The sequence below is a fragment of the Pseudomonas sp. DTU12.1 genome, assembly GCF_009873475.1.
Taxonomy (GTDB): domain Bacteria; phylum Pseudomonadota; class Gammaproteobacteria; order Pseudomonadales; family Pseudomonadaceae; genus Aquipseudomonas; species Aquipseudomonas proteolytica.
Map to the genome: position 1 here is coordinate 685,399 of NZ_CP045254.1, position 24,731 is coordinate 710,129.

The following is a 24,731-nucleotide window of genomic DNA, read 5'->3' on the forward strand; positions in this document are numbered from 1 at the left end:
ATCCATCAAGCTGCCCCTCGCCATCGCGGCATAGGTATCTACACAACTTTCAGAAACTGACGAACTCCCCTGTGGCGAGCGGGCTTGCCCCGCGCTGGGCTGCGAAGCAGCCCCAAAACCAGCCGCTGCGGTGTATCTGGTACAACGTATTCGTCTTATTGGGGCTGCTTCGCAGCCCAGCGCGGGGCAAGCCCGCTCGCCACAACTGCGCTATCTGTCTGGATTTAGGTGTTGCTGCAAAGTTGTGTAGATACCTATGGCCATCGCGGGCAAGCCCGCTCCTACAGGGTTACACCCCTTGGCTGCGCAACCAGCTCATCAATTGCGGTAACGCAAACGCCCCGCTCTGGCGTGCCACTTCCCGGCCATTCTTGAACAGGATCAGGCTGGGAATCGAGCGAATCCCCAATTGCGCCGAAAGCTGCTGGTTGGCCTCACTATCGAGCTTGGCCAGCCGGCACTTGCCCGCCAACTGCCCGGCCGCCTGTTCAAACACCGGCGCAAACGATTTGCACGGCCCGCACCACTCTGCCCACACATCCACCAGCAGCGGCAAGTCGCCCTTGATCTGGCTGGAATAGTCGCCCTGTTTCAGTTCAAACGGTTTGCTCAGCAACACCGGCTGCTTGCATCGCCCGCACTTTGGGGCATCGCCCATGCGTTCGTGGGGGATGCGGTTGAGGCCATTGCAATGAGGGCAGGGGATTACCAGGGGATCGGACATGGTGGGATTCCGTTGAAGTTGCCAATGAACTCTATTTGGAGCCAAGACCGAAATTATCAAGGCTCGGCGGTGGCGACGCATGTGTTCACATTTTTGCCTGTGCGCACGTTTGGCCGCCTACCTAGGCTACGTATGCAAGTTTGAGATTGTGCCGCTGGTCTGCTGAGCACCTATCGCATATTGCGATAATTTGATGCCGAGACTAACCCCCATAGCAAGATGCGATAAGGATATTGCATGCGAGTAATCAGTGTGAGACCCATTCGAAATGCCAAGGGCAAGTGGAAGGAGTGACAGGAAAATGAGCGTATTGATTGAGCAGGCTGTTGAGCACTGGGAATTTGTGTCACCGCTGTTGCGCAAGCCCAAAAGCGAGGCTGACTACGATGTGCTGGTCGAGGCCCTCGACGAATTGCTGGATATTGTCGGGGACGACGAAACCCACCCCCTGATGGGGTTGGTGGATATTATCGGCGACTGGGTCGAGGCCTACGATCTGGAGCATTGGCCGATACCCGAGGTGAGTGGTGTCGAAGTGTTGCGGTCAATGATGCAGGAGCACGGTTTGACCCAGAGTGATTTACCGGGCGTAGGTCCTCAATCGGTGGTCTCTGAAATTCTCAGTGGCAAGCGCCAGCTCAACGTGCGACAGATTCGTTGGCTGGCAGAGCACTTTAAAGTGCCTGTGGATATGTTCATCTGAAAAGAGCTATGACGAACAACTGATCTCCAAATGCTTGCCCCAATCGGGGGGCCGCTGGGCGTACTGCTCCATCCCTGCCTGTTCTTCAAATGGCTTGCTCAACACCTCATGCAGCCTGTGCACTTCGCTGTAGTCGCCGGACTCGGCGGCGGTGATGGCGTTTTGTGCAAGGTAGTTGCGCAGGATGTACAGCGGGTTCACTGCGTGCATCCGCTCGCGGCGTTCTGCTTGGGGGCTGTTGCCATCGCGCTCGACACGGGCTTTATATAGGTCTGCCCAGGTATCGAACCCATTGAGGTCAACAAAGTCATCGCGCAACTGCGCCACGGCCAGTGCGGCGGGCTCATCCCCCAGGCGGCGGAAGAACAAAGTGTAGTCCACGCCGCTGTTTTGCATCAGTTGCAGCAAGCGCTCTACCAGTTTCTGGTCGTCGTCTTCGGCAGTGGTCAGGCCCAGGCGGCGGCGCATCAGGTCCAGGTAGTGGGCCTGGTAGAGCGGCAGGTACAGGCCCAGGGTTTCGCGCAGGGCTTCAACGCTGATATACGGCGTCAATGCCTGGGCCAGGGCACTGAGGTTCCACTGGCCGATCGGTACCTGATTGCTGAAGGAATAGCGGCCTTCATGATCGGAGTGGTTGCAGATGAAATGGGCGTCGAAGTCATCGAGGAAGGCAAACGGCCCGAAGTCGAAGGTAATACCCAGGATCGACATGTTGTCGGTGTTCATCACCCCATGGCAAAAGCCATAAGCCTGCCACTTGGCGATCAGCTCGGCGTTGCGCTCGACAATCTCGCGGAACATCGCCAGGTACGGCTCGGGTTGCTCCTGGCATTCGGGGAAGTGCAACTTCAGCACGTGTTCGGCCAGTTGCTGGTGCAACTCGGTTTTCTGGGTGTAGTAGAAGTACTCGAAGTGCCCAAAGCGGATATGGCTCGGCGCCAGGCGCAGGACCATGGCAGCACGTTCCTGTTTTTCGCGCCATACCGGGGTGTCGGAGCCGATCACGCACAGGGCACGGCTGCTGGGGATGCCCAGGGCGTGCAAGGCTTCGGAGGCGAGAAACTCGCGGATCGAAGAGCGCAGTACCGCGCGGCCATCACCCATGCGTGAGTAAGGCGTTTGCCCCGCGCCCTTGAGGTGCAAGTCCCAGTGTTCGCCGGCCGCGTTATATACCTCGCCCAGCAGCAAGCCGCGACCATCCCCCAGTTGTGGGTTGTAGGAGCCAAACTGATGCCCCGAATAGACCATCGCCCGTGGTTCGGCCTCGGCCCACAGCTTGTGGCCACCGAACAGTTCGGCGAACACCGGTGTCTGGGCGACGGCCGGGTCGAGATCAAGCAGGGCCATGGCGGCACTGCTCGCCACCACCAGCCGTGGCGCGTCGATGGGCTCGGGCAGTACGTGGGTTGAGAAACCATCGCCCAGGCGGGCGAAGCGGTTGTCGAAGGTCAGGTCGTCGAGGGCTTTCACCGGCCATCTCCAGCAGAATGTCCGAGCATTCTGCTGGGGATAAAGCGGTTAGTCGAGTTTGGTCGGCGGCGTGGGTTGTGGCGAGCCGTCATTGGCCGGCTTGCTCAGGGGTTCGATTTCCACCAGTTTGTATTCCTGGCCGTGCAGGTTCTTCAGGTAAACCTCCATCTGCCGGAACGAAATATTGATGCTCTGTTTCTTGAACTCACGATTGATGAAGCGGTTGACCTCATCGATCACCGGGTTACGGTCGCCCAGATCGCGCACATGCATGCGCAATTCGTGGTCGAGGGTACTTTCGCCGAAGTTGAGGAAGTACACGTGGGGTTCCGGGTCTTTCAGGACGCGCGGGTTATCCCTGGCGGCCTTGAGCAACAATTCCTTCACCAGGTCCAGATCGGAGCCGTAGTCCACGCCGAGCTTGAGGGTGACCCGGGTGATGGTGTCGGTCAGCGACCAGTTGATCAGTTGCCCGGTGATAAAGGTTTTGTTCGGGACAATGATGTCCTTGCGGTCAAAGTCGGTGATGGTGGTGGCGCGGATGCGGATCTTGCTCACCGTGCCCGACAGGTTGCCGATGGTGATGGTGTCGCCGATGCGTACCGGGCGCTCGAACAGGATCATGATGCCGGAGATAAAGTTGGCAAAGATCTCCTGCATACCGAAGCCCAGGCCCACCGACAGTGCGGCCACCAGCCATTGCAGCTTGTCCCAGCTCACCCCGAGGGTCGACAGGGTCGACACAAAACCCACACCGGCAATGACATACGACAGCAAGGTGGTGGTGGCATAGGCGCTGCCCTGGGCCAGGTCCAGCTTCGACAGCACCAGCACTTCCAGCAGCCCCGGCAGGTTGCGCGCCAGGGCAAAGGTGATACCGATGATGATCAGCGCGCCGAGCATGTCGCCGATGCTGATGGGCACCATGCTGATATTGGCGCCGGTACCGCTGGTGTATTCGTAGAGGGTGACGTTGTCCAGGTAGGAGAACACCGAGATCAGGTCGGACCAGACCCAGTACAGCGCCGCGATAAAACCGCCGAGCAAGGCCAGGCGAATCAGGCGCATGGATTGTTCGTTGACCTGCTCGATATCCAGGGTCGGTTCCTCGATCACCACTTCGCCGTCGCCGGCTTCCTTGGCGGCCTGGCGCTTGGCCAGTGCGCGGGAGTAGGCCAGGCGCCGTGCGGCAACGCCCAGGCCACGGACGAAGGTGGCTTCGATCACCAGCCAGAACATCAGCAGGTACAGGGTGTTGATCAGGCGGTCGCTGAGTTTGAGCGCGGTGTAGTAGTAGCCAAAGCACACGGCAATAAACAGCGCGATGGGCAGCGCGGTAAACGCGACGCCGACGACCTTGCGAAACAGTGAGGCTTTTTCATGGGTCGGGCTGTTGAGCAGCAGGCGGCTGAGCAGCCAGGCCATCAGCCCATAACAGGTGAGGACCACGGCGATACCCAGCACATCATCGGCCAGGGCTGCCGGTTGATGCTCGGCGATGGACACCACGGCCACCAGCGCCAACACCACCAGCCCCAGTTTGCGGATCCAGCCCTGGAGGAATTCGACCTGGGGTTTTTCCCAGCGGAAATGCAATTCGGCCACGCCACCCGGCGCGAGGATCCGGTAGGCGGTGTAGAACACCAGCCACGCCTGGGCGATCTGCACCAGGGCCATGCCCAGGTTGGCGTTCTGCCCACGCGCATCGATTTGCAGGGCATAGCCGCACAGCGCCAGGCCGAGGGTCACGGGCAAGGCCAGCAGGATATTCACCAGGATCGCGACCGGGGTGTGCCACTGGCTGTCACGCTTGAAGTGACCGATATCCATGTGGATTTTCTTCAGCCGGTCATACAGGTTGCTGCGCCGCCACAACAGTGCGCCGATCAGCAGCAGCAGGGGCAAAAACAGCAACGGGCGCTGGGCCAGGCCGTCGTACAGTTCGCTGAGGCTGGAGGCCCAGGGCAGGGTGTCGACCTGTTTGCTCAGGCGGTTGGGCACGCCTTCGAGCCATTCGACGTCCAGCGGTTTGTTGCTGGGGATCCAGAACATCTGTTCGTCGAGGGTCGCGCGCAGGCTGGCGGCGGTGCTGAGCAGTTGCTTCTGGTTCAGTTGCAGGGTGATGGATTCGTTGAGCAGTGAGCTCAGTTCCCGGCTCAGGCGTTCGAGCAAGTCGCTGCGGGTCACGGCCAGTTCCAGCAGGGTGCGGCGCAGCTGTGGCGTGACCTGGTCCTGTGGCTGGTCGGCCAGCAGGTTGTCGACGTAGGCGCTCGGTGAACTGATCAGCTCGCGCTGCTGGTTGACCTCGAATTGGTACAGGCGAATGTTGGCGATATCGTCGGCCAGGTCGCGATCGACTTTCAGGCGCGGCAAGGCCTGCTTCTGTTTATAGAGGATTTTCGACAGCAGCAGGCTGCCCTTGAGCACGTTGATCTGCTCGTCCAGGGCCGAATCGCTCTGGGTCACATTGTCCAGCAACTGTTTGGTTTGCAGGTTCTGCTGGGTCAGCTCATTGAGCCGGTCAGTGCTTTTGAGCAGGTAGTCGGACAGCTTCAGGTTGGCTGCGCTTTCCGTGGCCAGCAGGCTGCTGCCGCCGGCCTTCTGTGCCTCGATGGACTGCTGGGTCACAGTCTCCTGGGACTGGGCCAGGCGTTTCTGGTTGATCAGGGTTTGCAGGTCCTGGATTTCCTGCTCCAGGCGCGCGGTTTTTTCCACCGCCAGGTCATGCTGGCTGTTGCCCAGGTCTTGCAGTTGGCTGTTGCCGGCCAGTTCCTGGCGGCGCAGCGGGATCAAGGCGTTGAGCGCCGCCAGTTCGGCGTTCAGCAGGTTTCGCTGGTCGCCATTTAGCGGTTTGCCATTGTCCTTGCCGGCCTTGAGGATGCTGTTGATCTGCTGGATGCGCGTCTGGCTGTTGCTGATTTCGGTCTGGGCGCGCTCGGGGCGGGTCTGGGCAGCGATGCTCAGGCTGTTGGCGTCGGCCAACTCTTTTTGCAGGTCGCCTTGCTGGGTGCTGCGCTGCACCAGCAGTTGTTCGAGCTGCGGCACCGGCAGGCTGGCGTAGCGTTGGGCCACCGGGACAACCTTGGTGCCCTTGAGCCGGGCCAGTTCACGGGCGTTTTCCGTGGTCTGGCGGGGTGCATCTTGCAATTGGCGCTTGAGATCGCTCAGGCGTTGCTCGTAGTCCTGCTTGTTGCCCAGCAACGTCAGGGTCTGCTGCAAAACGTTCTGCAGCGCCTTCATGTCGGCGTCGGGCAGTTTGCGGTCCGGCAGCTTGTCCAGGGTCTGTTGCACACTCTCGATGCTTGGCGGGTCGGCGGCGAATACGGGGCTGACGCAGAGACTCAGGCCCAGCAAGGCAGTGGCTAAAAAAGTGCGCAGGATTGTCATAGAGACCGGTCGAACAAGATGAAGAATAGGGGGCGTGCTGATGGCCATTGGCACACCGTCGCCCCGCAGTTTAGAGGAAGAGTCCGGGGGCCGGGCGACTTCCTTCGGGGAATCTGACGCCGACTTTGCCGATCTTGTTCCCGTCCATCACGGCGACTGTCCAAATGGTGTTGTTCCACTCCACCTGGTCGCCGACGATGGGGGCGCCACCGACCTTTTGCGTGATGAACTGGCCCAGGGGCATATCCGGATCGATACCGTCGAGCTTGAGCCCGTACAGCGCCGACACCGCGCCCAGTTGCGCGTCGCCTTCGAGCACGAAGTCGCCGAAGAAGCGCAGGTCCAGGCCCCGTTGCGGTGCCTGGCTGAACAGTTTGCCGAGGGCCGCGAGGTTATGCTCATGGCCTATCACGCACAGCAGGTCGTCGGCCTCCAACACCGTACTACCCGACGGATGGAGCAGTTGCTGGCCGCGAAACAGCGCGGCGATGCGCGTGCCTTCGGGCATTTTCAGCTCGCGCAGGGCGGCGCCGATGCACCACTTTTCGGCGCCCAGGCGGTAGACGAACAGCTCCCACTCGCTGGTGACGTGCACTTCCAGGGCGGCCCGGGAAATCGGCGCGGGCTCGGGCGGTACCGTCACTTTCAAAAGCTTGGCCACCCACGGCAGGCTGGTGCCCTGCACCAGCAACGACACCAGCACGATAAAGAACGCCAGGTTGAAATACAGCTGGGCGTGGGGCAGGCCGGCCATCAGCGGGAACACCGCAAGAATGATCGGTACCGCGCCGCGCAGGCCGACCCAGGCGATAAATACTTTTTCGCGGCCGTGGAAGGCCTTGAACGGCAGCAGGCCAACCGCCACTGACAGCGGCCGGGCAAACAGGATCATCCACAGCGCCAGGCCCAGGGCCGGCAGGGCGATGGGCAGCAGGTCGTGGGGCGTGACCAGCAGGCCCAGCACCAGGAACATGCCGATCTGCGCCAGCCAGGCCATGCCGTCGAGCATATGCAGGATGCCGTGGCGGCTGCGCACCGGACGGTTGCCGATCACCAGGCCGCACAGGTACACGGCGAGGAAGCCGCTGCCGTGCAGGGCATTGGTCAGGGCAAACACGAACAGGCCACCGGCGATCACCAGGATCGGGTACAGGCCGTTGGCCAGGTTGATCCGGTTGACCAGTTGCAGCATCAGCCAGCCGCCGCCCAGGCCGATAATGCCGCCGATGCCGAATTCGCGGATCAGGTGGGTCAACAGGCTCCAGTGCAGGCCGGTCTGGCCGCTGGCGAGCATGTCGATCAGGGTTACGGTGAGGAACACCGCCATTGGGTCGTTGCTGCCGGATTCGATTTCCAGGCTGGCGCTTACCCGTTCGTTCAGGCCCTTGCCGCCCAGCAGCGAGAACACGGCGGCGGCATCGGTGGAGCCGACGATGGCTCCGATCAGCAGGCCCTGGATGATATTGAGGTCAAACAGCCAGGCCGCCGCCATACCGGTGAGGCCGGTGGTTATCAACACCCCCACGGTCGCCAGCGACAGGGCTGGCCACAGTGCCACGCGAAAACTCGCGACCCGTGTGCGCAAGCCGCCATCGAGCAGGATCACTGCCAATGCCAGGTTGCCCACCAGGTACGCGGTCGGGTAGTTATCGAAAATGATCCCGCCGCCATCGACGCCGGCGATCATGCCCACGGCCAGGATGATCACCAGGATCGGGATGCCCAGGCGGGACGAAAGAGAACTCACCAGAATGCTCGCACTTACCAGCAACGCGCCGATCAAGAACAGGCTGTTGATGGTCGTCGCATTCAAAGGCAGTACTCCGGAAATAAGGCGAGGCGCAGTCTGACCATGCAGTCTGCGTGCCAGCGATTCTAACCTGTTGAATTGCTGCGCTGTCAAAAAGCTTTTGTAGGAGCTGGCTTGCCTGCGATGGCAGCGCCTCGGTGAATCAGGCTCACCGCGGCGCTGCCATCGCAGGCAAGCCAGCTCCTACAGGGGGTGACTGTATTTCAGAGGCGGAAACGCCCCACCATCCCATTCAAATCCACCGCCAGGCGCGACAACTCGCTGCTGGCCGCACTGGTCTGGCTGGCGCCTGTGGCCGATTGCACCGACAAGTCGCGGATGTTCACCAGGTTGCGGTCCACTTCCCGCGCGACTTGTGCCTGCTCTTCGGCGGCGCTGGCGATCACCAGGTTGCGCTCGTTGATCTCGATGATCGCGCTATTGATGGTATCCAGGGACATCCCTGCGCCTTTGGCGATATTGAGTGTGGATTCGGCGCGCTCGGTGCTGTTGCGCATCGAGTCCACCGCCTGTTCGGTACCGGCCTGGATACTGCCGATCATCCGTTCGATCTCACTGGTCGATTGCTGGGTGCGATGGGCCAGGGCCCGCACTTCATCGGCCACCACCGCAAAACCACGCCCGGCTTCCCCGGCACGCGCAGCCTCGATGGCGGCGTTCAGGGCCAGCAGGTTGGTCTGGTCGGCCAGGCCGCGAATCACGTCGAGCACCTTGCCGATATCCCGCGACTCTTCGGCCAGCGCGCCGATCAGCGTGGCGGTGCCCTGCACATCGCCGCTCATGCGCTCGATGGCGCTGACGGTTTCCTGCACCAGGTCGCGACCATCACCCGCCGAGGCCGTGGCGTTTTTCGAGGCTTCGGAGGTGCTGACCGCATTGCGCGCGACTTCTTCAACGGCGCTGGTCATTTCGTTGACGGCGGTGGCCGCCTGTTCGATCTCGTTGTTCTGCTGGGTCAGGCCACGGGCGCTTTCGTCGGTGACGGCGTTCAGCTCTTCGGCAGCGGAGGCCAGTTGGGTGGCCGAACCAGAAATGCGCTGCAGGGTGTCGCGCAATTTCTCCTGCATTTTATTCATTGCGCGCAACAGGCGGCCGGCTTCGTCATCGCCATCGACCTTGATCGACTGGGTCAGGTTGCCCTCGGCAATGTGCTCGGCGGCTTCCAGGGCTTGGGCGATGGGCAGGGTGATGCTGCGGGTCAGCAGCCAGGCAAACAGCACGGTCAGTGCGGTGGCCAGCACCAGCAGGGCCACCACCAGGTCAAAGGCCGAGTCATATTGATCGGCAGCCTTTTGGTTGGTGGCATTGGCCATGCTGTTGTTGAGGTCCAGCAGGCGCGTGAGGGCCGCGTTGATCTGCTCGGAGTTGCTCAGCAATTGCGTGTTGAGCAGGGTGCGCAGTTCTTCTATCTGGTTGCTGCGCGACAGGCTCTTCATCCGCTCTTCAATCTGGTGGTACTGGCCCAGCAGGCGTACGTACTCGTCGTACGCCGAGCGTTCCTCACGGCTTTCGATCAGCTTTTCATAAGTGCCCTGGGCCGTACGAATCTGCTGGTTGCGCAGTTCAAAGGCTTCCAGGGTCTTCTGTTGTACGTCTGGCTCGCGGTTGGTCAGCAGGCGATAAGACAGCACGCGCAGGCGCAGGGTCAGTTGGGTAAAGTCCTCGAGGGCGCGAATGCTCGGCACGCTGCTCTGGGTGATGTCTTCGGCGGCCCCACGGATCTTGCTCATCTGGTTCAGCGCAAAAATACCGAGAAACAACATCAGCGCACCAATGCACGCGAAGCCGAGAAACGCGCGCGGCGCGATATTCATATTACGAAGAGACATGAGTGGTCCTGGGAGAGGCGCGATCCGTGCGGCTTTGAGGCGGGGTAAGCATGACCTATCGGACATGCGACCAAAGTCTTGAGGGGCTGTGCGCTTTTGTCGCACCCGGCACGGATTGGCAGGGATTCAGGAACCAGATGGCGTAAATGCAGTCACTAAGGCTCCACAGCGTGGCCTGACCCGTGAAATCAGGGCTGCGCGCCAGGATAACCCTGGCTTCCACGGTGAATTTTCTTTATCGTCACCGCCCTTTGAAAAAGCCCGAGAATTCAAAATGTTAGAAACATCCCTCAGCCAACTGGAACAACTGGTCAGTGACCTGGTGCAGCAGAATCAAGCATTGCTGGGTACCAACGAATCCCTCAAGGCGGAACTGGCCCGCGCCAAGGATGAGAACGACAGCCTGCAACTGAACCTGATGGAACAGGAAGAAAAGCAGGGCGCCACCGCCGCCCGTATCCAGGCGTTGGTTGAGCGTGTGAGCGCAGGTCCTGTGAGCGCATGAGTGAAGGGATAAAGGTCGTTTCGATTCTCGGTGAGGATTACTCGATCAAGGCACCGGACGGGGAAGACAACACCCTGCTCAAAGCCGTGACCATGCTCAAGGCGTCATTGGCAACCACCAAGCAGAAGTACCCGACCCTGATCGGCGACAAACTGCTGGTGCTGGCGGCGCTGAATCTATGTGCCGAACAGATCGACATGCAGCAGCGTCACCAGCAGGAACTCGACCGTTACCAAGAGCAAGTCAGCGCCACGGTCGATGTGATTTCCAAGGCCATCGGCCAGCCCTGATCAGAACCATTCATCCTGCATGGTCAGGCACGTATCGTCCCGTGCCTGCAGGATCGACAGTTCATGATGGCAGCCCGGTACCTCCCAGGTCAGGAAGTACCGGGCCGCTTGCAGCTTGCCCTTATAGAAGGCCACATCCGCTACATTGCCTTTGGCCAAGCCTTCTTCGGCGCGGATCGCCTGTTCCAGCCAGCGCCAGCCAATCACCGTATGCCCAAATACTTTCAGGTACAGCGCCGAGTTCGCCAGGCTGCTGTTGACCTTGCCCTGGGCGAGATCCGTCAACAGCCCCAGGGTCACGCTTTGCAGGCGCGCCACCAACTGTTCCAGCGGCTCGCGCATGGCCGTGAGTGACGGATACTCCTGGGCCCGTGCGCCGGTCTCAGCGATCAGGCGAACCAACTGCTTCAAACCCGCGCCGCCGTTTTGCGCGAGCTTGCGCCCCAGCAGGTCCAGGGACTGGATGCCGTGGGTGCCCTCGTGGATCGGGTTCAGGCGGTTGTCGCGGTAGTACTGCTCTACCGGGTATTCACGGGTGTAGCCGTGGCCGCCGAGGATCTGGATCGCCAGTTCATTGGCCTTCAGGCAGAACTCCGAGGGCCAGGACTTGACGATCGGGGTCAGCAGGTCGAGTAACTCATGGGCCTGCTTGCGCCCGGCCTCACTGTCCAGGGTCGTGGTGTCATCGAACAACCGTGCCGCGTACAGGCCCAGGTCGAAGGCACCTTCCACATAGGCTTTTTGCGTGAGCAGCATGCGCTTGATATCGGCGTGCTGGATGATCGACACCGGTGCGGTGTTCGGGTCCTTGCTGTCGGGCAGGCGACCTTGCGGGCGTTCCCGGGCGTACTCCAGGGAGTACAGGTAACCGGCGTAGCCCAGCATCACCGCGCCCATGCCGACGCCAATCCGCGCTTCGTTCATCATCTGGAACATGCAAGCCAGGCCCTGGTGTGGCTTGCCCACCTGATAGCCGACACACTCGCCGTTATCGCCGAAGTTCAACGCCGTGGAGGTGGTGCCGCGCCAGCCCATCTTGTGGAACAACCCGGCCAGCAACACATCGTTGCGCGGGCCCAGGCTGCCGTCATCGTTGACCAGGAACTTGGGCACGATAAACAGCGAAATGCCCTTCACCCCGGCCGGTGCGTCCGGCAGTTTGGCCAAGACCATATGCACGATGTTTTCCGACAGCGGATGATCGCCGCCGGAGATAAAGATCTTGTTGCCCTTGAGCCGGTACGTGCCATCCGCCGCTGGCTCGGCGCGGGTGCGAATGTCCGACAGCGACGAGCCGGCATGGGGCTCGGTCAAGGCCATGGTGCCGAAGAATCGGCCTTCGATCATCGGTTGCAGAAAGCGTTGTTTCTGCTCCTCGGTGCCAAAACTCTCGATCAGATTGGCCGCGCCCATGGTCAGGAAAGGGTAGGAGGTAGAGGCCGCATTGGCTGACTGAAAGTGCGCAAAGCAGGCCTGGGACAGCAGCGTCGGCAGTTGCATGCCACCGGCTTCGAAACTGCGGGCAGCATTGAGAAAGCCCGCTTCGAGAAAGGCATCGACGGCAGGTTTCACTTCCGGGATCAGGATCGCCTGACCGTCTTCGTAGCGCGGTTCGTTCTCGTCACCCTTGCGGTTGTGCGGTGCGAAGTACTTTTCGGCGATGCTGCGCGCAGTGCCAATCGCAGCGTCGAAGGTTTCGCGATTATGTTCGGCAAACCGCTCGCGCTGGGTCAGGCCCTCGGCATCGAGGACTTCATACAGCTCGAAAGCCAGATTGCGGGAACTGAGGAGCGTCTCGGACATGGCGGCTTACCTATGTGGGAATAGGCCGCAGTCTAAGTGCGCGAATAGAGGCGCGATAGCAAGATTGATCTGGGTGATGGAGCAGCAAAACACAACGTAAAGGTCTGACGCGGTCAATGTAGGAGCTGGCTTGCCTGCGATGGCGGAGTGTCAACCAAGCAAATAGTGCCTGGCCCACCGCCATCGCAGGCAAGCCAGCTCCTACATTTATCCGGTTTCGACAGATGCAATGCAGTGGGGCACCCATTGCAGGTGCCCCACTTTGGCAGTGATCAGCCGATCGTCATCAAGCTCGCGTTACCGCCAGCCGCAGCGGTGTTGACGCTCAACGCGCGCTCGATCACCAAACGCTCCAGCGCAATGTTGGTTTCGCCCGAAGACAGGCCATTGACCCCGACAATCGCGCCGCTGCGCTGGGCCACTTGCTGGCACACTCCACGCAGTTGGTCGGAATCGCCATGGTGCAGGACCGCATCGAAGATCACTTCGTCCTTGGTCCAGTCGGCCACGCGCTGGATCTTCGCCTGAACTTCCTTCGGCAGCCGTGGGAACAGCGCCTTGGTCAGGTCAGATTCCGGCCACACCGCCGAGCTACCCACCGCCAGTACGGCTGTCAGTTGCGCCAGCAGATCGCCTTCCAGGTCTGCCAGGCACAGTACGTGCTCGCGGGGCAGGATGGCGTAGCTGTTGCGTTCGCCAGTCGGGCCGGCCAGCAGGCGGGTGACACCGCTTTGCGATTGCGCGGCAAACTGGCTGCACAGCACGCTCAGGTCGCTGAACTTATTGCTTTCGGCCCAGGTTTTCAGGGCGGTCAACGGTTGGCTCATGGCGTCACGCAGGCGTACATCCGGCGCGGCAAGTGCGTCACCACGTACGAAGGATTGCTCGATCGCATCGGTAGGACGGGTCGACAGCAGGCGGTACAGGTACAGCGGGCCACCGGCCTTCGGACCGGTACCCGACAAACCTTCGCCGCCGAATGGCTGCACGCCGACCACGGCACCGACGATGTTGCGGTTGACGTACACGTTACCGGCGTGGACGTTGTCGATCACCTTGGCGATGGTCTCGTCGATACGGGTGTGCACGCCCAGCGTCAGGCCGTAGCCCGAGGCATTGATCTGGCCGATCAACTGGTCGATTTCCTTGCGCTTGTAGCGCACCACGTGCAGTACCGGGCCGAAGATCTCCCGTTGCAGCTCGTCGAAGCTTTCCAGCTCGATCAGGGTTGGCATCACGAAGGTGCCGCGCTTGATTTCTTCGCTGTCGGCAATCGCCACCTGGTACACGGTGCGGCCTTTGTCACGCATGGCCTGGATGTGTTTCTCGATACCAGCCTTGGCTTCGGCGTCGATCACCGGGCCGATATCCACGGACAGGCGCTCCGGGTTCCCCAGGCGGCATTCCGCCATGGCACCCTTGAGCATTTCGATGACGCGGTCTGCCGAATCTTCCTGCAGGCACAGTACACGCAGGGCCGAGCAACGCTGGCCGGCACTGTCGAAGGCCGAGGAGACAACGTCGATCACCACTTGCTCGGTCAGGGCCGAGGAGTCGACGATCATCGCGTTCTGGCCACCGGTCTCGGCGATCAGCGGGATCGGGCGCCCCTGGGCATCCAGGCGACCGGCGACGTTACGCTGCAGCAGGCGCGCCACTTCAGTGGAGCCGGTGAACATCACGCCTTTGACGCGATCATCACCCACCAGGCGGGCACCCACACTTTCGCCCTGGCCCGGCAGCAGTTGCAGCACGCCTTGCGGAATACCGGCTTCCAGTAGCAGACGCACGGCTTGCGCGGCGACCAGCGGGGTTTGTTCGGCCGGCTTGGCCAGGACCGGGTTACCGGCGGCCAGTGCAGCGGCGACTTGGCCGCTGAAGATTGCCAGCGGGAAGTTCCACGGGCTGATGCACACCACTGGGCCCAGTGGGCGGTGGGCGTCGTTGGTGAAATCGTTACGCGCCTGCACGGCGTAGTAACGCAGGAAGTCCACAGCTTCACGCACTTCGGCGATGGCGTTGGCGAAGGTCTTGCCGGCTTCACGGGCCAGCAGGCCCATCAGTGGCTGGATCTCGCCTTCCATCAAGTCCGCGGCACGTTCCAGGATCGCGGCGCGTTCGGCCGGTGGAGTGGCCTGCCAGATCGGAGCGGCATTGAGGGCGCACTGGATCGCATTGTCGACGTCTTCGACGGTGGCTTCCTGGACATGGCCGACCACATCACGCAGGTCGGAGGGGTTTAGCACCGGCGCAGCGGGTTCATTGCTGGAGGCGCAACCGAGCATCGGCGCGGCTTTCCAGTTGTTGTGCGCGGTGGCCAGCAAGGCGCAGGACAGGGACGCCAGGCGGTGTTCGTTGGCCAGGTCGATACCGGCCGAGTTGGCACGCTCGCTGCCATACAGGTCACGCGGCAGCGGGATACGCGGGTGCGGCAGGCCGAAGCCGCCTTCCAGCGTCGCCATCTGCTCGATGCTGGCCACTGGATCGGCCACCAGCTCCTGGATCGAAATGGATTGGTCGGCGATGCGGTTGACGAACGAGGTATTGGCGCCGTTTTCCAGCAGGCGACGCACCAGGTAGGCCAACAGTGTTTCGTGGGTACCGACCGGAGCGTACACGCGGCATGGACGGTTCAGTTTGCCTTCGGAAACCTTGCCTACAACCTGTTCGTACAGCGGTTCACCCATGCCGTGCAGGCACTGGAACTCGTACTGGCCGGGGTAATAGTTCTGGCCGGCAATATGGTAGATGGCCGACAGAGTGTGGGCGTTGTGCGTGGCGAACTGCGGGTAGATGACTTCCGGTACCGACAGCAGCTTGCGTGCGCAGGCGATGTAGGAAACGTCGGTGTACACCTTGCGGGTGTAGACCGGGTAGCCTTCCAGGCCTTCGACCTGGGCGCGCTTGATTTCGCTGTCCCAGTACGCGCCTTTTACCAGGCGGATCATCAGGCGGTGACGGCTGCGGCGTGCCAGGTCGATCACGTAGTCGATCACGTACGGGCAGCGCTTCTGGTACGCCTGGATCACGAAACCGATGCCGTTCCAGCCGGTCAGTTGCGGCTCGAAGCACAGGCGCTCGAGCAGATCCAGGGACAGTTCCAGGCGGTCGGCTTCTTCGGCATCGATGTTCAGGCCGATGTCGTATTGCTTGGCCAGCAGGGTCAGAGACAGCAGGCGCGGGTACAGCTCGTCCATCACGCGCTCGTACTGGGCGCGGCTGTAGCGAGGGTGCAGGGCCGACAGCTTGATGGAGATGCCCGGGCCTTCATAAATCCCACGGCCATGGGAGGCTTTGCCGATGGAGTGAATAGCTTGTTCGTACGAGGCCAGGTATTTCTGGGCGTCGTGTTCGGTGAGTGCGGCTTCACCGAGCATGTCGTAGGAATAGCGGAAGCCCTTGGCTTCGAACTTGCTGGCGTTGGCCAGGGCTTCGGCGATGGTTTCGCCGGTGACGAACTGCTCGCCCATCAGGCGCATGGCCATGTCGACGCCCTTGCGGATCATCGGCTCGCCGCTCTTGCCGATGATGCGGCTCAGGGATGAGGTCAGGCCGGCCTCGTTATGGGTGGCGACCAGTTTGCCGGTCAGCAGCAGACCCCAGGTGGCCGCGTTGACGAACAGCGACGGGCTGTTGCCCAGGTGTGGATGCCAGTTGCCGGTGCTGATCTTGTCGCGGATCAGTGCGTCACGGGTGCCCTTGTCGGGGATACGCAGCAGGGCTTCGGCCAGGCACATCAGTGCCACGCCTTCCTGGGACGACAGGGAGAATTCCTGCAACAGGCCCTGGACGATACCGGCACGGCCGCCGGCGCTCTTCTGGTTGCGCAGTTTTTCGGCAATCGAGGCGGCCAGCTTGTTGGTGGCTTCGGCCATCTGGGCCGGCAGGCGTGCCTGCTCGATCAGCATCGGTACCACTTCCGGCTCGGGGCGACGGTAAGCAGCAGTGATCGAGGCGCGCAGCACCGATTGCGGCAGGATGCTCTCGGCAAATTCGAGGAAGCACTGGTGGGCGTGGTCGTTCTGCACCTCACCGGCGTCGTCTGCGTCCTTGATGCCCGAACCGTTGAGCTCGGTCAGGGTTGCACCACCCTCGAGTTTCTCCAGGTAATTGAAAATTGCCTGCTTGATCAGCCAGTGCGGCGTGCGATCAATGGAGGTCGCGGCGGCCTTCAGGCGTTCGCGGGTCGGGTCATCGAGTTTGACCCCAAGGGTGGTCGTAGCCATATTTTTATCCTCATGGGTGCCACTACTGCGTGGCATCAGCTGGCGGCAAGATTAGCTTTGCGCAGTACGAGGTGCAACCGGGTGCAACCCATTTTCTTCACGAAATCCGCGCTGCTCGTCAGAATTCATTTTCACTCGACGGAATCGGCTTGGTATTGGTGCATTTACTTCTGGATTTGGCTGTTCTTGCTCCGAAAAGGAGCAAAAACCCGCCGTTTGCCGAAAAACATCCCTGGGTGCAACTTATTCTCACGAAACTGGTTGCACCTTATTTGCTTTGTTGAATAGCATTCGCGCCCAAGGTGCAACCAACTGCAAGGTTCGGTTCATCGGCTGATGGCTTTCCTGGGGAAACGTCAGTCATAAATGCGCGGCATGCAGTTTCGTCTACAAGCTACTCTCTTGTAGGTGGGCTGACAGACCGCCGCTACATAAAAACAAAGCCAGGGCGTAACTCAATGAGCGTAAGTAATCCAACCCTGATCACATTTGTGATCTACATCGCGGCAATGGTGTTGATTGGTCTGATGGCCTATCGCTCCACCAATAACCTTTCCGATTACATCCTCGGTGGTCGCAGCCTCGGCAGCGTCGTCACCGCACTCTCGGCTGGCGCCTCGGATATGAGCGGCTGGTTGTTGATGGGCCTGCCAGGTGCCATCTACATGTCGGGCCTGTCGGAAAGCTGGATCGCCATCGGCCTGATCGTCGGTGCTTACCTGAACTGGTTGTTTGTGGCCGGTCGCCTGCGCGTGCAGACCGAACACAACGGCGACGCCCTGACCCTGCCGGATTACTTCTCCAGCCGCTTTGAAGACAAAAGCGGCCTGCTGCGGATTATCTCGGCAGTAGTGATCCTGGTGTTCTTCACCATCTACTGCGCTTCCGGCATCGTTGCCGGTGCCCGTCTGTTCGAAAGCACTTTCGGCATGTCCTACGAGACCGCGCTGTGGGCCGGTGCTGCGGCGACGATTGCCTACACCTTCATCGGTGGTTTCCTGGCAGTAAGCTGGACAGATACCGTACAAGCTACGCTGATGATCTTCGCCTTGATCCTCACGCCAATCATCGTGCTGCTGGCCACCGGCGGCGTCGATACCACGTTCCTGGCTATTGAAGCGAACGATCCAACCAACTTCGACATGCTGAAAAACACCACCTTCATCGGCATCATCTCGCTGATGGGCTGGGGCCTGGGCTACTTCGGCCAGCCGCACATCCTCGCGCGTTTCATGGCGGCGGATTCGGTCAAGTCGATTGCCAATGCACGTCGTATCTCCATGACCTGGATGATCCTGTGCCTGGCCGGCACCGTGGCTGTAGGTTTCTTCGGTATTGCCTACTTCTCGGCACACCCTGAAGTTGCAGGTCCAGTGACCGAAAACCCTGAGCGTGTGTTCATCGAACTGGCCAAGCTGCTCTTCAACCCTTGGATTGCTGGCGTGCTGCTGTCGGCCATTCTGGCTGCCGTGATGAGCACCCTGAGCTGCCAGTTGCTGGTGTGCTCCAGTGCCCTGACCGAAGACTTCTACAAGGCTTTCCTGCGCAAGGGCGCTTCCCAGCTGGAATTGGTATGGGTAGGTCGCATCATGGTGCTGGTGGTTGCGCTGATCGCTATCGCGATGGCCGCCAACCCGGAAAACCGTGTACTGGGCCTGGTGAGCTACGCCTGGGCCGGCTTCGGCGCCGCGTTCGGTCCTGTGGTCCTGATCTCGGTACTGTGGAAAGGCATGACCCGTAACGGCGCACTGGCCGGTATCCTGGTCGGCGCGATCACCGTGATCGTGTGGAAACACTTTGAGTTGCTGGGTCTGTACGAAATCATCCCAGGCTTTATCTTCGCCAGCCTGGCGATCTACTTCGTGAGCAAGATGGGTGCCCCGACTGCCGGTATGGTCGAGCGCTTCACCGCTGCCGAGAAAGACTACAACCTCAACAAATGAGGCGTTCATCCAGGCCTTGATGGCCCGCTGAACTGAAAAAGGCCCGCATCCCTGGATGCGGGCCTTTTTTTTGGTGCGACGGTGACGGTTGCCTTGTAGGGAAATACTGAATTGCCTGCGGCCCGCGCCGCTCGGCAAATGGCTGGTGCAGAATCCCAGGCCCTCCACTTGCAGAGAAACACCGGATGTTCGCTCCTGCCAATCAAAGTGCGTTTAGCCTGACCGTCGACGGCCGGTCCAGTGATCTCAAGGTCCTGGCATTCAAGGGCGAGGAGGCGATCAGCCAGCCCTATTGTTTTGATATTGAACTGGTCAGCGAACAGCCGGACCTGGATCTGGAAGACCTGCTGCACCGCCAGGCCTTTCTCGCCTTCGATACGCTGGGCCATGGCATTCACGGGCAAATCCAGGGCGTTGCGCAAGGTGACTCGGGGCGGCGCCTGACCCGCTATCAAGTGAGCCTGGTACCGCAACTGGCGTACCTGCAGCACAGTGCCCACCAACGTATTTTCCAGCACAAGACCGTGCCGCAGATCGTCAGCCTGGTGCTTGAAGGGCAGGGCATCCAGCGCGATGCCTTTGAATGGCGCCTGGGTACGGATTACCCCGAACGTGAATACTGCGTGCAGTTCGATGAGACCGATCTGGCGTTTATCCAGCGCCTGTGTGCGGAACTGGGGATTCACTATCACTTTCAGCATTCGCCGGACGGCCACCTGCTGGTGTTCGGTGATGACCAGACGGTGTTTGCCCAGGCGGATCAGCCGACAGGCTATGCGCCCGGCTCAGGGATGGTTGCGGCGGTGCCGGTGATCAAACGTTTCAACGTGCGCCTGGAGGCGCGGACCACTGGGGTCAACCTGCGCGACTATGACTTTCGCAAGCCACGCCTGGTGCTGGAAAGCGCCGCCCTGGGCGAGCAACTGCCCACGCTGGAGGCCCAGGGCTATCCCGGGCATTTCACCGACCGTGGGCAGGGCAAGCACCTGGCGCAGCGGGCGTTGGAGCGTTATCGCAGCGATCAGCGCCAGGCACGGGGTGAGGGCGACCAGGCGGCGTTGGTCAGCGGGCAGTTCCTCAAGCTGGCCGATCATCCGCGTCAGCAATGGAATGGCCTGTGGCTGGTGACGCGGGTGATCCACCAGGGCAGGCAGCCGCAAGTGCTGGAGGAATCCGTGGGCGTGGTGGACGAGCAGGGTTACCGCAACGAGTTTTTCGCCACGCCCTGGGACGTGCCGTTTCGCCCGCCGCTGCCTGAGGCCAGTGCCCCGCTTGCCGGATATCAGAACGCCGTGGTCACGGGGCCCGCGGACAGCGAAATCCATTGCGACGAGTTCGGCCGGGTCAAGGTGCAACTGGCCTGGGATCGCCACGGCCAATCCGGCGAACATTCCAGTTGCTGGCTGCGGGTCGCCAGCGCCTGGGCCCATGAGCATTACGGCAGCGTGACGATCCCGCGGGTGGGCATGGAAGTGCTGGTGGGCTTCGTCAACGGTGATATCGACATGCCGCTGGTGGTGGGTTGCCTGGCCAACGGCGCGACGCCGGTGCCCCTCGACTTGCCCGCGGACAAGACCCGCAGCATCTTCCGCAGCCAGAGCAGCCCGGGAGGTGGCGGCTATAACGAGCTGCGCATCGAAGACCGCAAGGGCGCCGAGCAGATCTACCTGCGTGCCCAGCGCGACTGGACCCAGCACGTGCTCCATGATTTGCGCGTGCAGGTGGATCACCAGCGCCATGTGCAGGTGCGCGGCGAGTCGCACCACGAATTGCACGGCCAGGAGCAGCGGATTACCCACGGCAACCGGCTGACGGAATTGAAGCAGGACGATCATCTGGTGATCGCGGGGCAGCAGCAGGTGCACGTCGCACGTTATGCGCTGCAGGCGGGTGAGCAGATCAGCCTTGGCGCGGGCCAGCAAATGGTGGTCGATGGCGGTGCCAGCCTGACACTGCAGGCCGGGGGGCAATGGATCACCCTGTCGGCGGCAGGGATTTTCAGTAGCACGCCGATCCAACTGGGTGGTGCGCCGGCGGCGGCGGTGGCGCCATCAGCGTTGCGCCCGGGCGTGCAGGAAACCCTGCAGGCGGCGTTGAGTGCCGCGCAGGTGTTCAGCCTCAAGCGCAGTGCGCCGTTCTGCGAGGAATGTGAGCGCTGCAAGAATGGTGTCTGTGATACCCCGCAGCATCGTGTTGGAGGCTTGCGATGATGACCCCACGTGAATGGCTGGCCCAGGAGCCGCTGCAGGACGGCGAGCAGGTGTTTGTCATCCTGGCCAGCACCAGCGAGTGCCAGCCGGTCGCGGCCTGGCGCCAGGCGGATGGCGGGCCGCTGAGCCCGGTGTGGGCCGGCAGCGAGTACGGCGCCTGGGGTGAGGTGATGCCCTATGTGGCGTTGGTCAGCGACAGCAGTGGGTTTCTCGATTGGGTGGCGCGGTGCACTGCTACCGATTGGGGCTGGCTGGGTGTTTCCTCCAGCCCGTTGCAGGTGGTGGTTGACCATCTCGCCAGCCTGACCAAGGTGCGTTTGCCCGAGGGGCAGGAGGTGTTCTTTCGTTTCTGGGATGGCGGCTATCTGCTGCCGATCCTGCAAGCGCTGGGGCCTGGGGCGGGGGAGGTGATTCCCGTATTTCGACGCTACTGGATCAATGGGCAGCTTCAGCACGTGCCGGGCATGGTGGTGGGGGCGGCGAAGAAAAGTCCCTGGTGGAATGTGCCGGCCACCCTACTCAAGCAGCTTGGCGAGCAGTCCAGCGTGACCCTGGTGGACAACCTGCTGCAATGGCTGGCCCAAGAACACCCCGACCTGCACGACGCCTTCGCACCCGCGACCTTGAAGCACAAGGTCGCGTACTTTGTGCGCCAGCCCTACGCCGGGGACCAGGCATTGGTTGCCTACCTGGCCGGCGAGCGGGGGTGAGTCAGGCGTTCAGGGATTGCTGCAAGTCATCGAGCAGGTCTTCAATCGCCTCGATGCCTACCGACAGACGGATCATCTCCGGACGCACACCGGCCTTGGCTTGCTCTTGTGTATTCATCTGCCGGTGAGTGGTGGAGGCCGGATGGCAGGCCAGGGATTTGGCATCGCCGATGTTCACCAGGCGCTTGAAGATTTGCAGCGCATCGTAGAAGCGCACCCCGGCTTCATAGCCGCCTTTGAGGCCAAAGGACAGGATCGCCGAGGGTTTGCCCTGCATGTACTTTTGCGCCAGGTGATGGTGCGGGTGATCCGCCAAGCCGGCGTAGCTGACCCATTCCACTTGTTCGTGGGCCTGCAGGAACTGCGCGACTTTCAGCGCGTTCTCGGTGTGGCGCTCCATGCGCAGGGCCAGGGTTTCCAGGCCCTGCAGCAGCAGGAAGGCGTTCATCGGCGCCAGGGCGGCGCCGGTGTTGCGCAGCGGCACGGTGCGGGCCCGGGCAATAAAGGCCGCCGGGCCGAACTTTTCGGTGTAGACCACGCCATGGTAGGCCGGCTCCGGCTGGTTGAGGCCAGGGAATTTCTGCGGGTAGTCGGTCCAGGGGAAGGTGCCGCTGTCGACAATCACCCCGCCCAGGGAGTTGCCATGACCGCCGACATATTTGGTCAGGGAATGCACGACGATGTCTGCGCCAAACTGGATCGGCTTGCACAGGATCGGCGTGGCGACGGTGTTATCCACCATCAGCGGTACGCCGCGGGCGTGGGCAGCGTCGGCCAGGGCCTGCAGGTCGACGATATTGCCGGCCGGGTTGCCGATACTCTCGCAGTACACCAGCTTGGTGTTTTCGTCGATCAGTTCGGCGATGGCTTGGGCCGAGTCATCGCGGGCAAAGCGCACGTCGACGCCGAAGCTGGGCAGCAGGTGGGCGAACAGGGTGTAAGTGCCGCCGTACAACTGGGGGGTGGAGACGATATTGTCGCCGGCGCGGGTCAGGGCCTGGATGGCATAGTGGATTGCCGCGCTGCCTGCCGACACGGCCAGGGCCGCGATCCCGCCTTCCAGCGCCGCCATGCGCTGTTCCAGCACGTCATTGGTGGGGTTCATGATCCGCGTGTAGATATTGCCCGGCACGTCGAGGTTGAACAGGTCGGCGCCGTGCTGGGCGTTATCGAACTCGAAAGCGACGTTCTGGTAGATCGGTACGGCGACGGCCTTGGTGGTCGGGTCCGATTTGAAACCATGGTGCAGGGCGAGGGTGGCGTCTTTCATGGTGCTGTTTGACCTCCTTGGATTGCATGGGCAGCCCGGATAACGGGGGAGCTGGCTTGCCGGCGATAGCATCACCGCAGCGTATGGGTAATACCCCGTAGCCTGCATCGCGGGCAAGCCCGCTCCAACATAAGCGGCTAGAACGTTTTCGGTGCTGCCCCTACGTTTGCGGCATAAGCACCGCCTGGCATGCGGCCCTGCACCTTTGCCCGCGTAAAAGGTAAACTTCGCCCCCTGCGCAGGAGCAACCATGAATTATCGTCACGCCTTTCACGCCGGCAACCACGCCGATGTCTTCAAACACCTGACCTTGACCCGCCTCATCGCCCTGATGTCGCGCAAGGAGCAGCCGTTTGCCTATCTCGACACCCACGCAGGGATCGGTCTGTACGACCTGCAGGGCGACCAGGCCAACCGCACCGGTGAATACCTGGAAGGCATCGCCCGCCTGTGGGGCGAGGCGGACCTGCCGGCGCTGACCGCTGACTACATGCAGGTGCTGCACGAGATGAACCCGGATGGCCAATTGCGCTATTACCCAGGTTCGCCAGAACTGGCGCGGCGCCTGACCCGGCCGCAAGACCGCGTGCTGCTTAACGAAAAACACCCCGAAGACGGCGTGCTGCTCAAGGACAACATGAAGGGCGACCGCCGCGTGAAGGTCCATCTGGGCGAAGGTTGGCATGTGCCACGGGCCTTGCTGCCGGTGCCGGAAAAGCGTGCCTTGATGTTGATCGACCCGCCTTTCGAAAAACTCGATGAGATGCAGCGCTGCGCCGCCTCCCTCAAGGAAGCCGTGGGCCGCATGCGCCAGACGGTCGCCGCGATCTGGTACCCGGTGAAGGACCAGCGTATGTTGCGCCGCTTCTATCAGGACCTGGCCGGCACCGGCGCGCCAAAGCTGCTGCGCGTGGAATTGCTGGTGCATCCGCTGGACACCCCCAACACCCTGACCGGCTCGGGCCTGGCGATTGCCAACCCGCCGTGGGGCCTTGAGGAGGAGTTGCGTGAGCTGCTGCCGTGGCTGTCGAAGAAACTGGGACAGACCCAGGGTGGGTGGCAGATGGATTGGCTGATTGCTGAGTAACGGCATCGCTCTTTAGAGTGCTATCGCGGGCTTGCCCGCGATGCTTTTGAGGTCAGATCGGGCAGGTCACGCCAGTCCCGCCGATCCCGCAGTAACCCTGCGGATTCTTCGCCAGGTACTGCTGGTGATAGGCCTCGGCGAAGTACACCGTCGGTGCCTGGTCGATTTCAGTGGTGATTTCCCCCAGGCCGGCCTTGGTCAGCTCTTCCTGGTAAGCCTGTGCACTGGCCTTGGCCGCGTCCAGTTGCTCAGGGGTGGTGGCGTAGATCACCGAGCGATACTGGCTGCCAATATCATTGCCCTGGCGCATGCCCTGGGTCGGGTTGTGCAGCTCCCAGAACATCTTCAACAGGTCTTCGTACTTGAGTTTGGCCTGGTCATACACCACCAGCACCACTTCGCTATGGCCGGTCAGGCCCGAGCAGACTTCTTCATAGGTCGGGTTGGGTGTGAAGCCGCCGGCGTAGCCGACCACGGTGCTGACCACACCATCGCGCTGCCAGAACTTACGTTCGGCACCCCAGAAACACCCCAGGCCAAAGATCGCAAAACCCACATCGTCCATGAACGGGCCCAGCAGCGGGTTGCCGTTGACGAAGTGTGTCTCGGGCAGGTTCATCTGGGTTTCACGACCAGGCAGGGCTTGTTCGGCAGTCGGTAGCACGTTTTTATTCACCAGGATTTCCGAGCGCAAGACCATGATCAGTCCTCTCGTCAGGTTGAGTTAACAGTTCAGACCACCAGTGTGCCCGAGTGTTACAGCG

At 61.6% G+C, this 24,731-nt stretch carries 17 protein-coding genes; 8 read left to right on the forward strand and 9 right to left on the reverse strand.

Annotation, left to right across the window (positions count from 1 at the left end; genetic code table 11):
* Positions 1-289: 289 nt before the first annotated feature.
* Complete coding sequence (gene trxC, locus GDV60_RS03015) at positions 290-724, reverse strand: thioredoxin TrxC (RefSeq protein ID WP_070996509.1); 435 nt, start codon at positions 722-724, stop codon at positions 290-292.
* Between the two features lie 301 nt (positions 725-1,025).
* On the opposite strand from trxC, the gene GDV60_RS03020 reads away from it, so the two are divergent.
* Complete coding sequence (locus GDV60_RS03020; RefSeq protein WP_029299232.1) at positions 1,026-1,427, forward strand: type II toxin-antitoxin system HigA family antitoxin; 402 nt, start codon at positions 1,026-1,028, stop codon at positions 1,425-1,427.
* Positions 1,428-1,433: 6 nt separating this feature from the next.
* On the opposite strand, the gene selO is transcribed toward GDV60_RS03020, so the two are convergent.
* The 4 genes from selO to GDV60_RS03040 form a co-directional block, all read right to left on the reverse strand.
* Positions 1,434-2,897 carry a protein adenylyltransferase SelO gene (gene selO, locus GDV60_RS03025; RefSeq protein WP_159906242.1) on the reverse strand — a complete coding sequence of 488 codons (1,464 nt, stop codon included), beginning with the start codon at positions 2,895-2,897 and terminating at the stop codon, positions 1,434-1,436.
* A 48-nt stretch (positions 2,898-2,945) separates the two neighbouring features.
* Positions 2,946-6,284, reverse strand: coding sequence for a mechanosensitive channel MscK (mscK, locus tag GDV60_RS03030; RefSeq protein WP_159906244.1), 3,339 nt, complete (start codon positions 6,282-6,284; stop codon positions 2,946-2,948).
* 70 nt (positions 6,285-6,354) lie between these two features.
* Positions 6,355-8,097: a potassium/proton antiporter gene (locus tag GDV60_RS03035; RefSeq protein WP_029299228.1), complete on the reverse strand. Its 1,743-nt coding sequence runs from the start codon at positions 8,095-8,097 to the stop codon at positions 6,355-6,357.
* A 200-nt stretch (positions 8,098-8,297) separates the two neighbouring features.
* Entirely contained in the window at positions 8,298-9,923 is a 1,626-nt protein-coding gene (locus tag GDV60_RS03040) for a methyl-accepting chemotaxis protein (RefSeq protein WP_159906246.1), read from the reverse strand.
* A gap of 274 nt (positions 9,924-10,197) precedes the next feature.
* Here GDV60_RS03040 and GDV60_RS03045 point away from each other — a divergent pair, with 274 nt between their 5' ends.
* Positions 10,198-10,428: a hypothetical protein gene (locus GDV60_RS03045; protein WP_029299225.1), complete on the forward strand. Its 231-nt coding sequence runs from the start codon at positions 10,198-10,200 to the stop codon at positions 10,426-10,428.
* Positions 10,425-10,718: a cell division protein ZapA gene (locus tag GDV60_RS03050; RefSeq protein WP_029299223.1), complete on the forward strand. Its 294-nt coding sequence runs from the start codon at positions 10,425-10,427 to the stop codon at positions 10,716-10,718. Before GDV60_RS03045 ends, GDV60_RS03050 begins: the two co-directional genes overlap by 4 nt.
* Here the strand turns inward: GDV60_RS03050 and GDV60_RS03055 are convergent, their stop codons facing one another.
* Positions 10,719-12,521, reverse strand: coding sequence for an acyl-CoA dehydrogenase (locus GDV60_RS03055; RefSeq protein WP_159906247.1), 1,803 nt, complete (start codon positions 12,519-12,521; stop codon positions 10,719-10,721).
* Positions 12,522-12,793: 272 nt separating this feature from the next.
* Positions 12,794-16,747: a trifunctional transcriptional regulator/proline dehydrogenase/L-glutamate gamma-semialdehyde dehydrogenase gene (gene putA, locus GDV60_RS03060; RefSeq protein WP_159906249.1), complete on the reverse strand. Its 3,954-nt coding sequence runs from the start codon at positions 16,745-16,747 to the stop codon at positions 12,794-12,796.
* A gap of 29 nt (positions 16,748-16,776) precedes the next feature.
* Here putA and GDV60_RS03065 point away from each other — a divergent pair, with 29 nt between their 5' ends.
* From GDV60_RS03065 to GDV60_RS03080, 4 genes are all read left to right on the forward strand, one after another.
* Complete coding sequence (locus GDV60_RS03065) at positions 16,777-17,031, forward strand: hypothetical protein (RefSeq protein ID WP_159906251.1); 255 nt, start codon at positions 16,777-16,779, stop codon at positions 17,029-17,031.
* A gap of 174 nt (positions 17,032-17,205) precedes the next feature.
* Positions 17,206-18,690, forward strand: coding sequence for a sodium/proline symporter PutP (gene putP, locus GDV60_RS03070; RefSeq protein ID WP_159906253.1), 1,485 nt, complete (start codon positions 17,206-17,208; stop codon positions 18,688-18,690).
* Positions 18,691-18,875: 185 nt separating this feature from the next.
* Positions 18,876-20,900: a type VI secretion system tip protein VgrG gene (locus GDV60_RS03075; protein WP_159906255.1), complete on the forward strand. Its 2,025-nt coding sequence runs from the start codon at positions 18,876-18,878 to the stop codon at positions 20,898-20,900.
* The gene (locus tag GDV60_RS03080; protein ID WP_159906257.1) at positions 20,897-21,610 is read left to right on the forward strand and encodes a DUF4123 domain-containing protein; all 714 of its coding nucleotides are present in this window, start codon (positions 20,897-20,899) and stop codon (positions 21,608-21,610) included. Before GDV60_RS03075 ends, GDV60_RS03080 begins: the two co-directional genes overlap by 4 nt.
* A 1-nt stretch (position 21,611) precedes the next feature.
* On the opposite strand, the gene GDV60_RS03085 is transcribed toward GDV60_RS03080, so the two are convergent.
* Positions 21,612-22,880 carry an O-acetylhomoserine aminocarboxypropyltransferase/cysteine synthase family protein gene (locus GDV60_RS03085; RefSeq protein ID WP_029299210.1) on the reverse strand — a complete coding sequence of 423 codons (1,269 nt, stop codon included), beginning with the start codon at positions 22,878-22,880 and terminating at the stop codon, positions 21,612-21,614.
* 250 nt (positions 22,881-23,130) lie between these two features.
* Here GDV60_RS03085 and GDV60_RS03090 point away from each other — a divergent pair, with 250 nt between their 5' ends.
* A complete protein-coding gene (locus GDV60_RS03090) occupies positions 23,131-23,967 on the forward strand; it encodes a 23S rRNA (adenine(2030)-N(6))-methyltransferase RlmJ (RefSeq protein WP_070996495.1) in 837 nt (278 codons plus the stop codon).
* A 52-nt stretch (positions 23,968-24,019) separates the two neighbouring features.
* Here the strand turns inward: GDV60_RS03090 and msrA are convergent, their stop codons facing one another.
* Positions 24,020-24,667 (reverse strand): peptide-methionine (S)-S-oxide reductase MsrA, encoded by a 648-nt coding sequence (gene msrA, locus GDV60_RS03095; protein WP_159906259.1) that lies wholly within the window; start codon positions 24,665-24,667, stop codon positions 24,020-24,022.
* Positions 24,668-24,731: the final 64 nt, after the last annotated feature.

Excerpts from the sequence above, each read along its gene's own strand:
- trxC (WP_070996509.1), bottom strand. The coding sequence starts at position 724 with ATGTCCGATCCCCTGGTAATCCCCTGCCCTCATTGCAATGGCCTCAAC.
- GDV60_RS03020 (WP_029299232.1), top strand. The coding sequence starts at position 1,026 with ATGAGCGTATTGATTGAGCAGGCTGTTGAGCACTGGGAATTTGTGTCA.
- mscK (WP_159906244.1), bottom strand. The coding sequence starts at position 6,284 with ATGACAATCCTGCGCACTTTTTTAGCCACTGCCTTGCTGGGCCTGAGT.
- GDV60_RS03040 (WP_159906246.1), bottom strand. The coding sequence starts at position 9,923 with ATGTCTCTTCGTAATATGAATATCGCGCCGCGCGCGTTTCTCGGCTTC.
- GDV60_RS03045 (WP_029299225.1), top strand. The coding sequence starts at position 10,198 with ATGTTAGAAACATCCCTCAGCCAACTGGAACAACTGGTCAGTGACCTG.
- GDV60_RS03050 (WP_029299223.1), top strand. The coding sequence starts at position 10,425 with ATGAGTGAAGGGATAAAGGTCGTTTCGATTCTCGGTGAGGATTACTCG.
- GDV60_RS03055 (WP_159906247.1), bottom strand. The coding sequence starts at position 12,521 with ATGTCCGAGACGCTCCTCAGTTCCCGCAATCTGGCTTTCGAGCTGTAT.
- putA (WP_159906249.1), bottom strand. The coding sequence starts at position 16,747 with ATGGCTACGACCACCCTTGGGGTCAAACTCGATGACCCGACCCGCGAA.
- putP (WP_159906253.1), top strand. The coding sequence starts at position 17,206 with ATGAGCGTAAGTAATCCAACCCTGATCACATTTGTGATCTACATCGCG.
- GDV60_RS03075 (WP_159906255.1), top strand. The coding sequence starts at position 18,876 with ATGTTCGCTCCTGCCAATCAAAGTGCGTTTAGCCTGACCGTCGACGGC.
- GDV60_RS03080 (WP_159906257.1), top strand. The coding sequence starts at position 20,897 with ATGATGACCCCACGTGAATGGCTGGCCCAGGAGCCGCTGCAGGACGGC.
- GDV60_RS03085 (WP_029299210.1), bottom strand. The coding sequence starts at position 22,880 with ATGAAAGACGCCACCCTCGCCCTGCACCATGGTTTCAAATCGGACCCG.
- GDV60_RS03090 (WP_070996495.1), top strand. The coding sequence starts at position 23,131 with ATGAATTATCGTCACGCCTTTCACGCCGGCAACCACGCCGATGTCTTC.
- msrA (WP_159906259.1), bottom strand. The coding sequence starts at position 24,667 with ATGGTCTTGCGCTCGGAAATCCTGGTGAATAAAAACGTGCTACCGACT.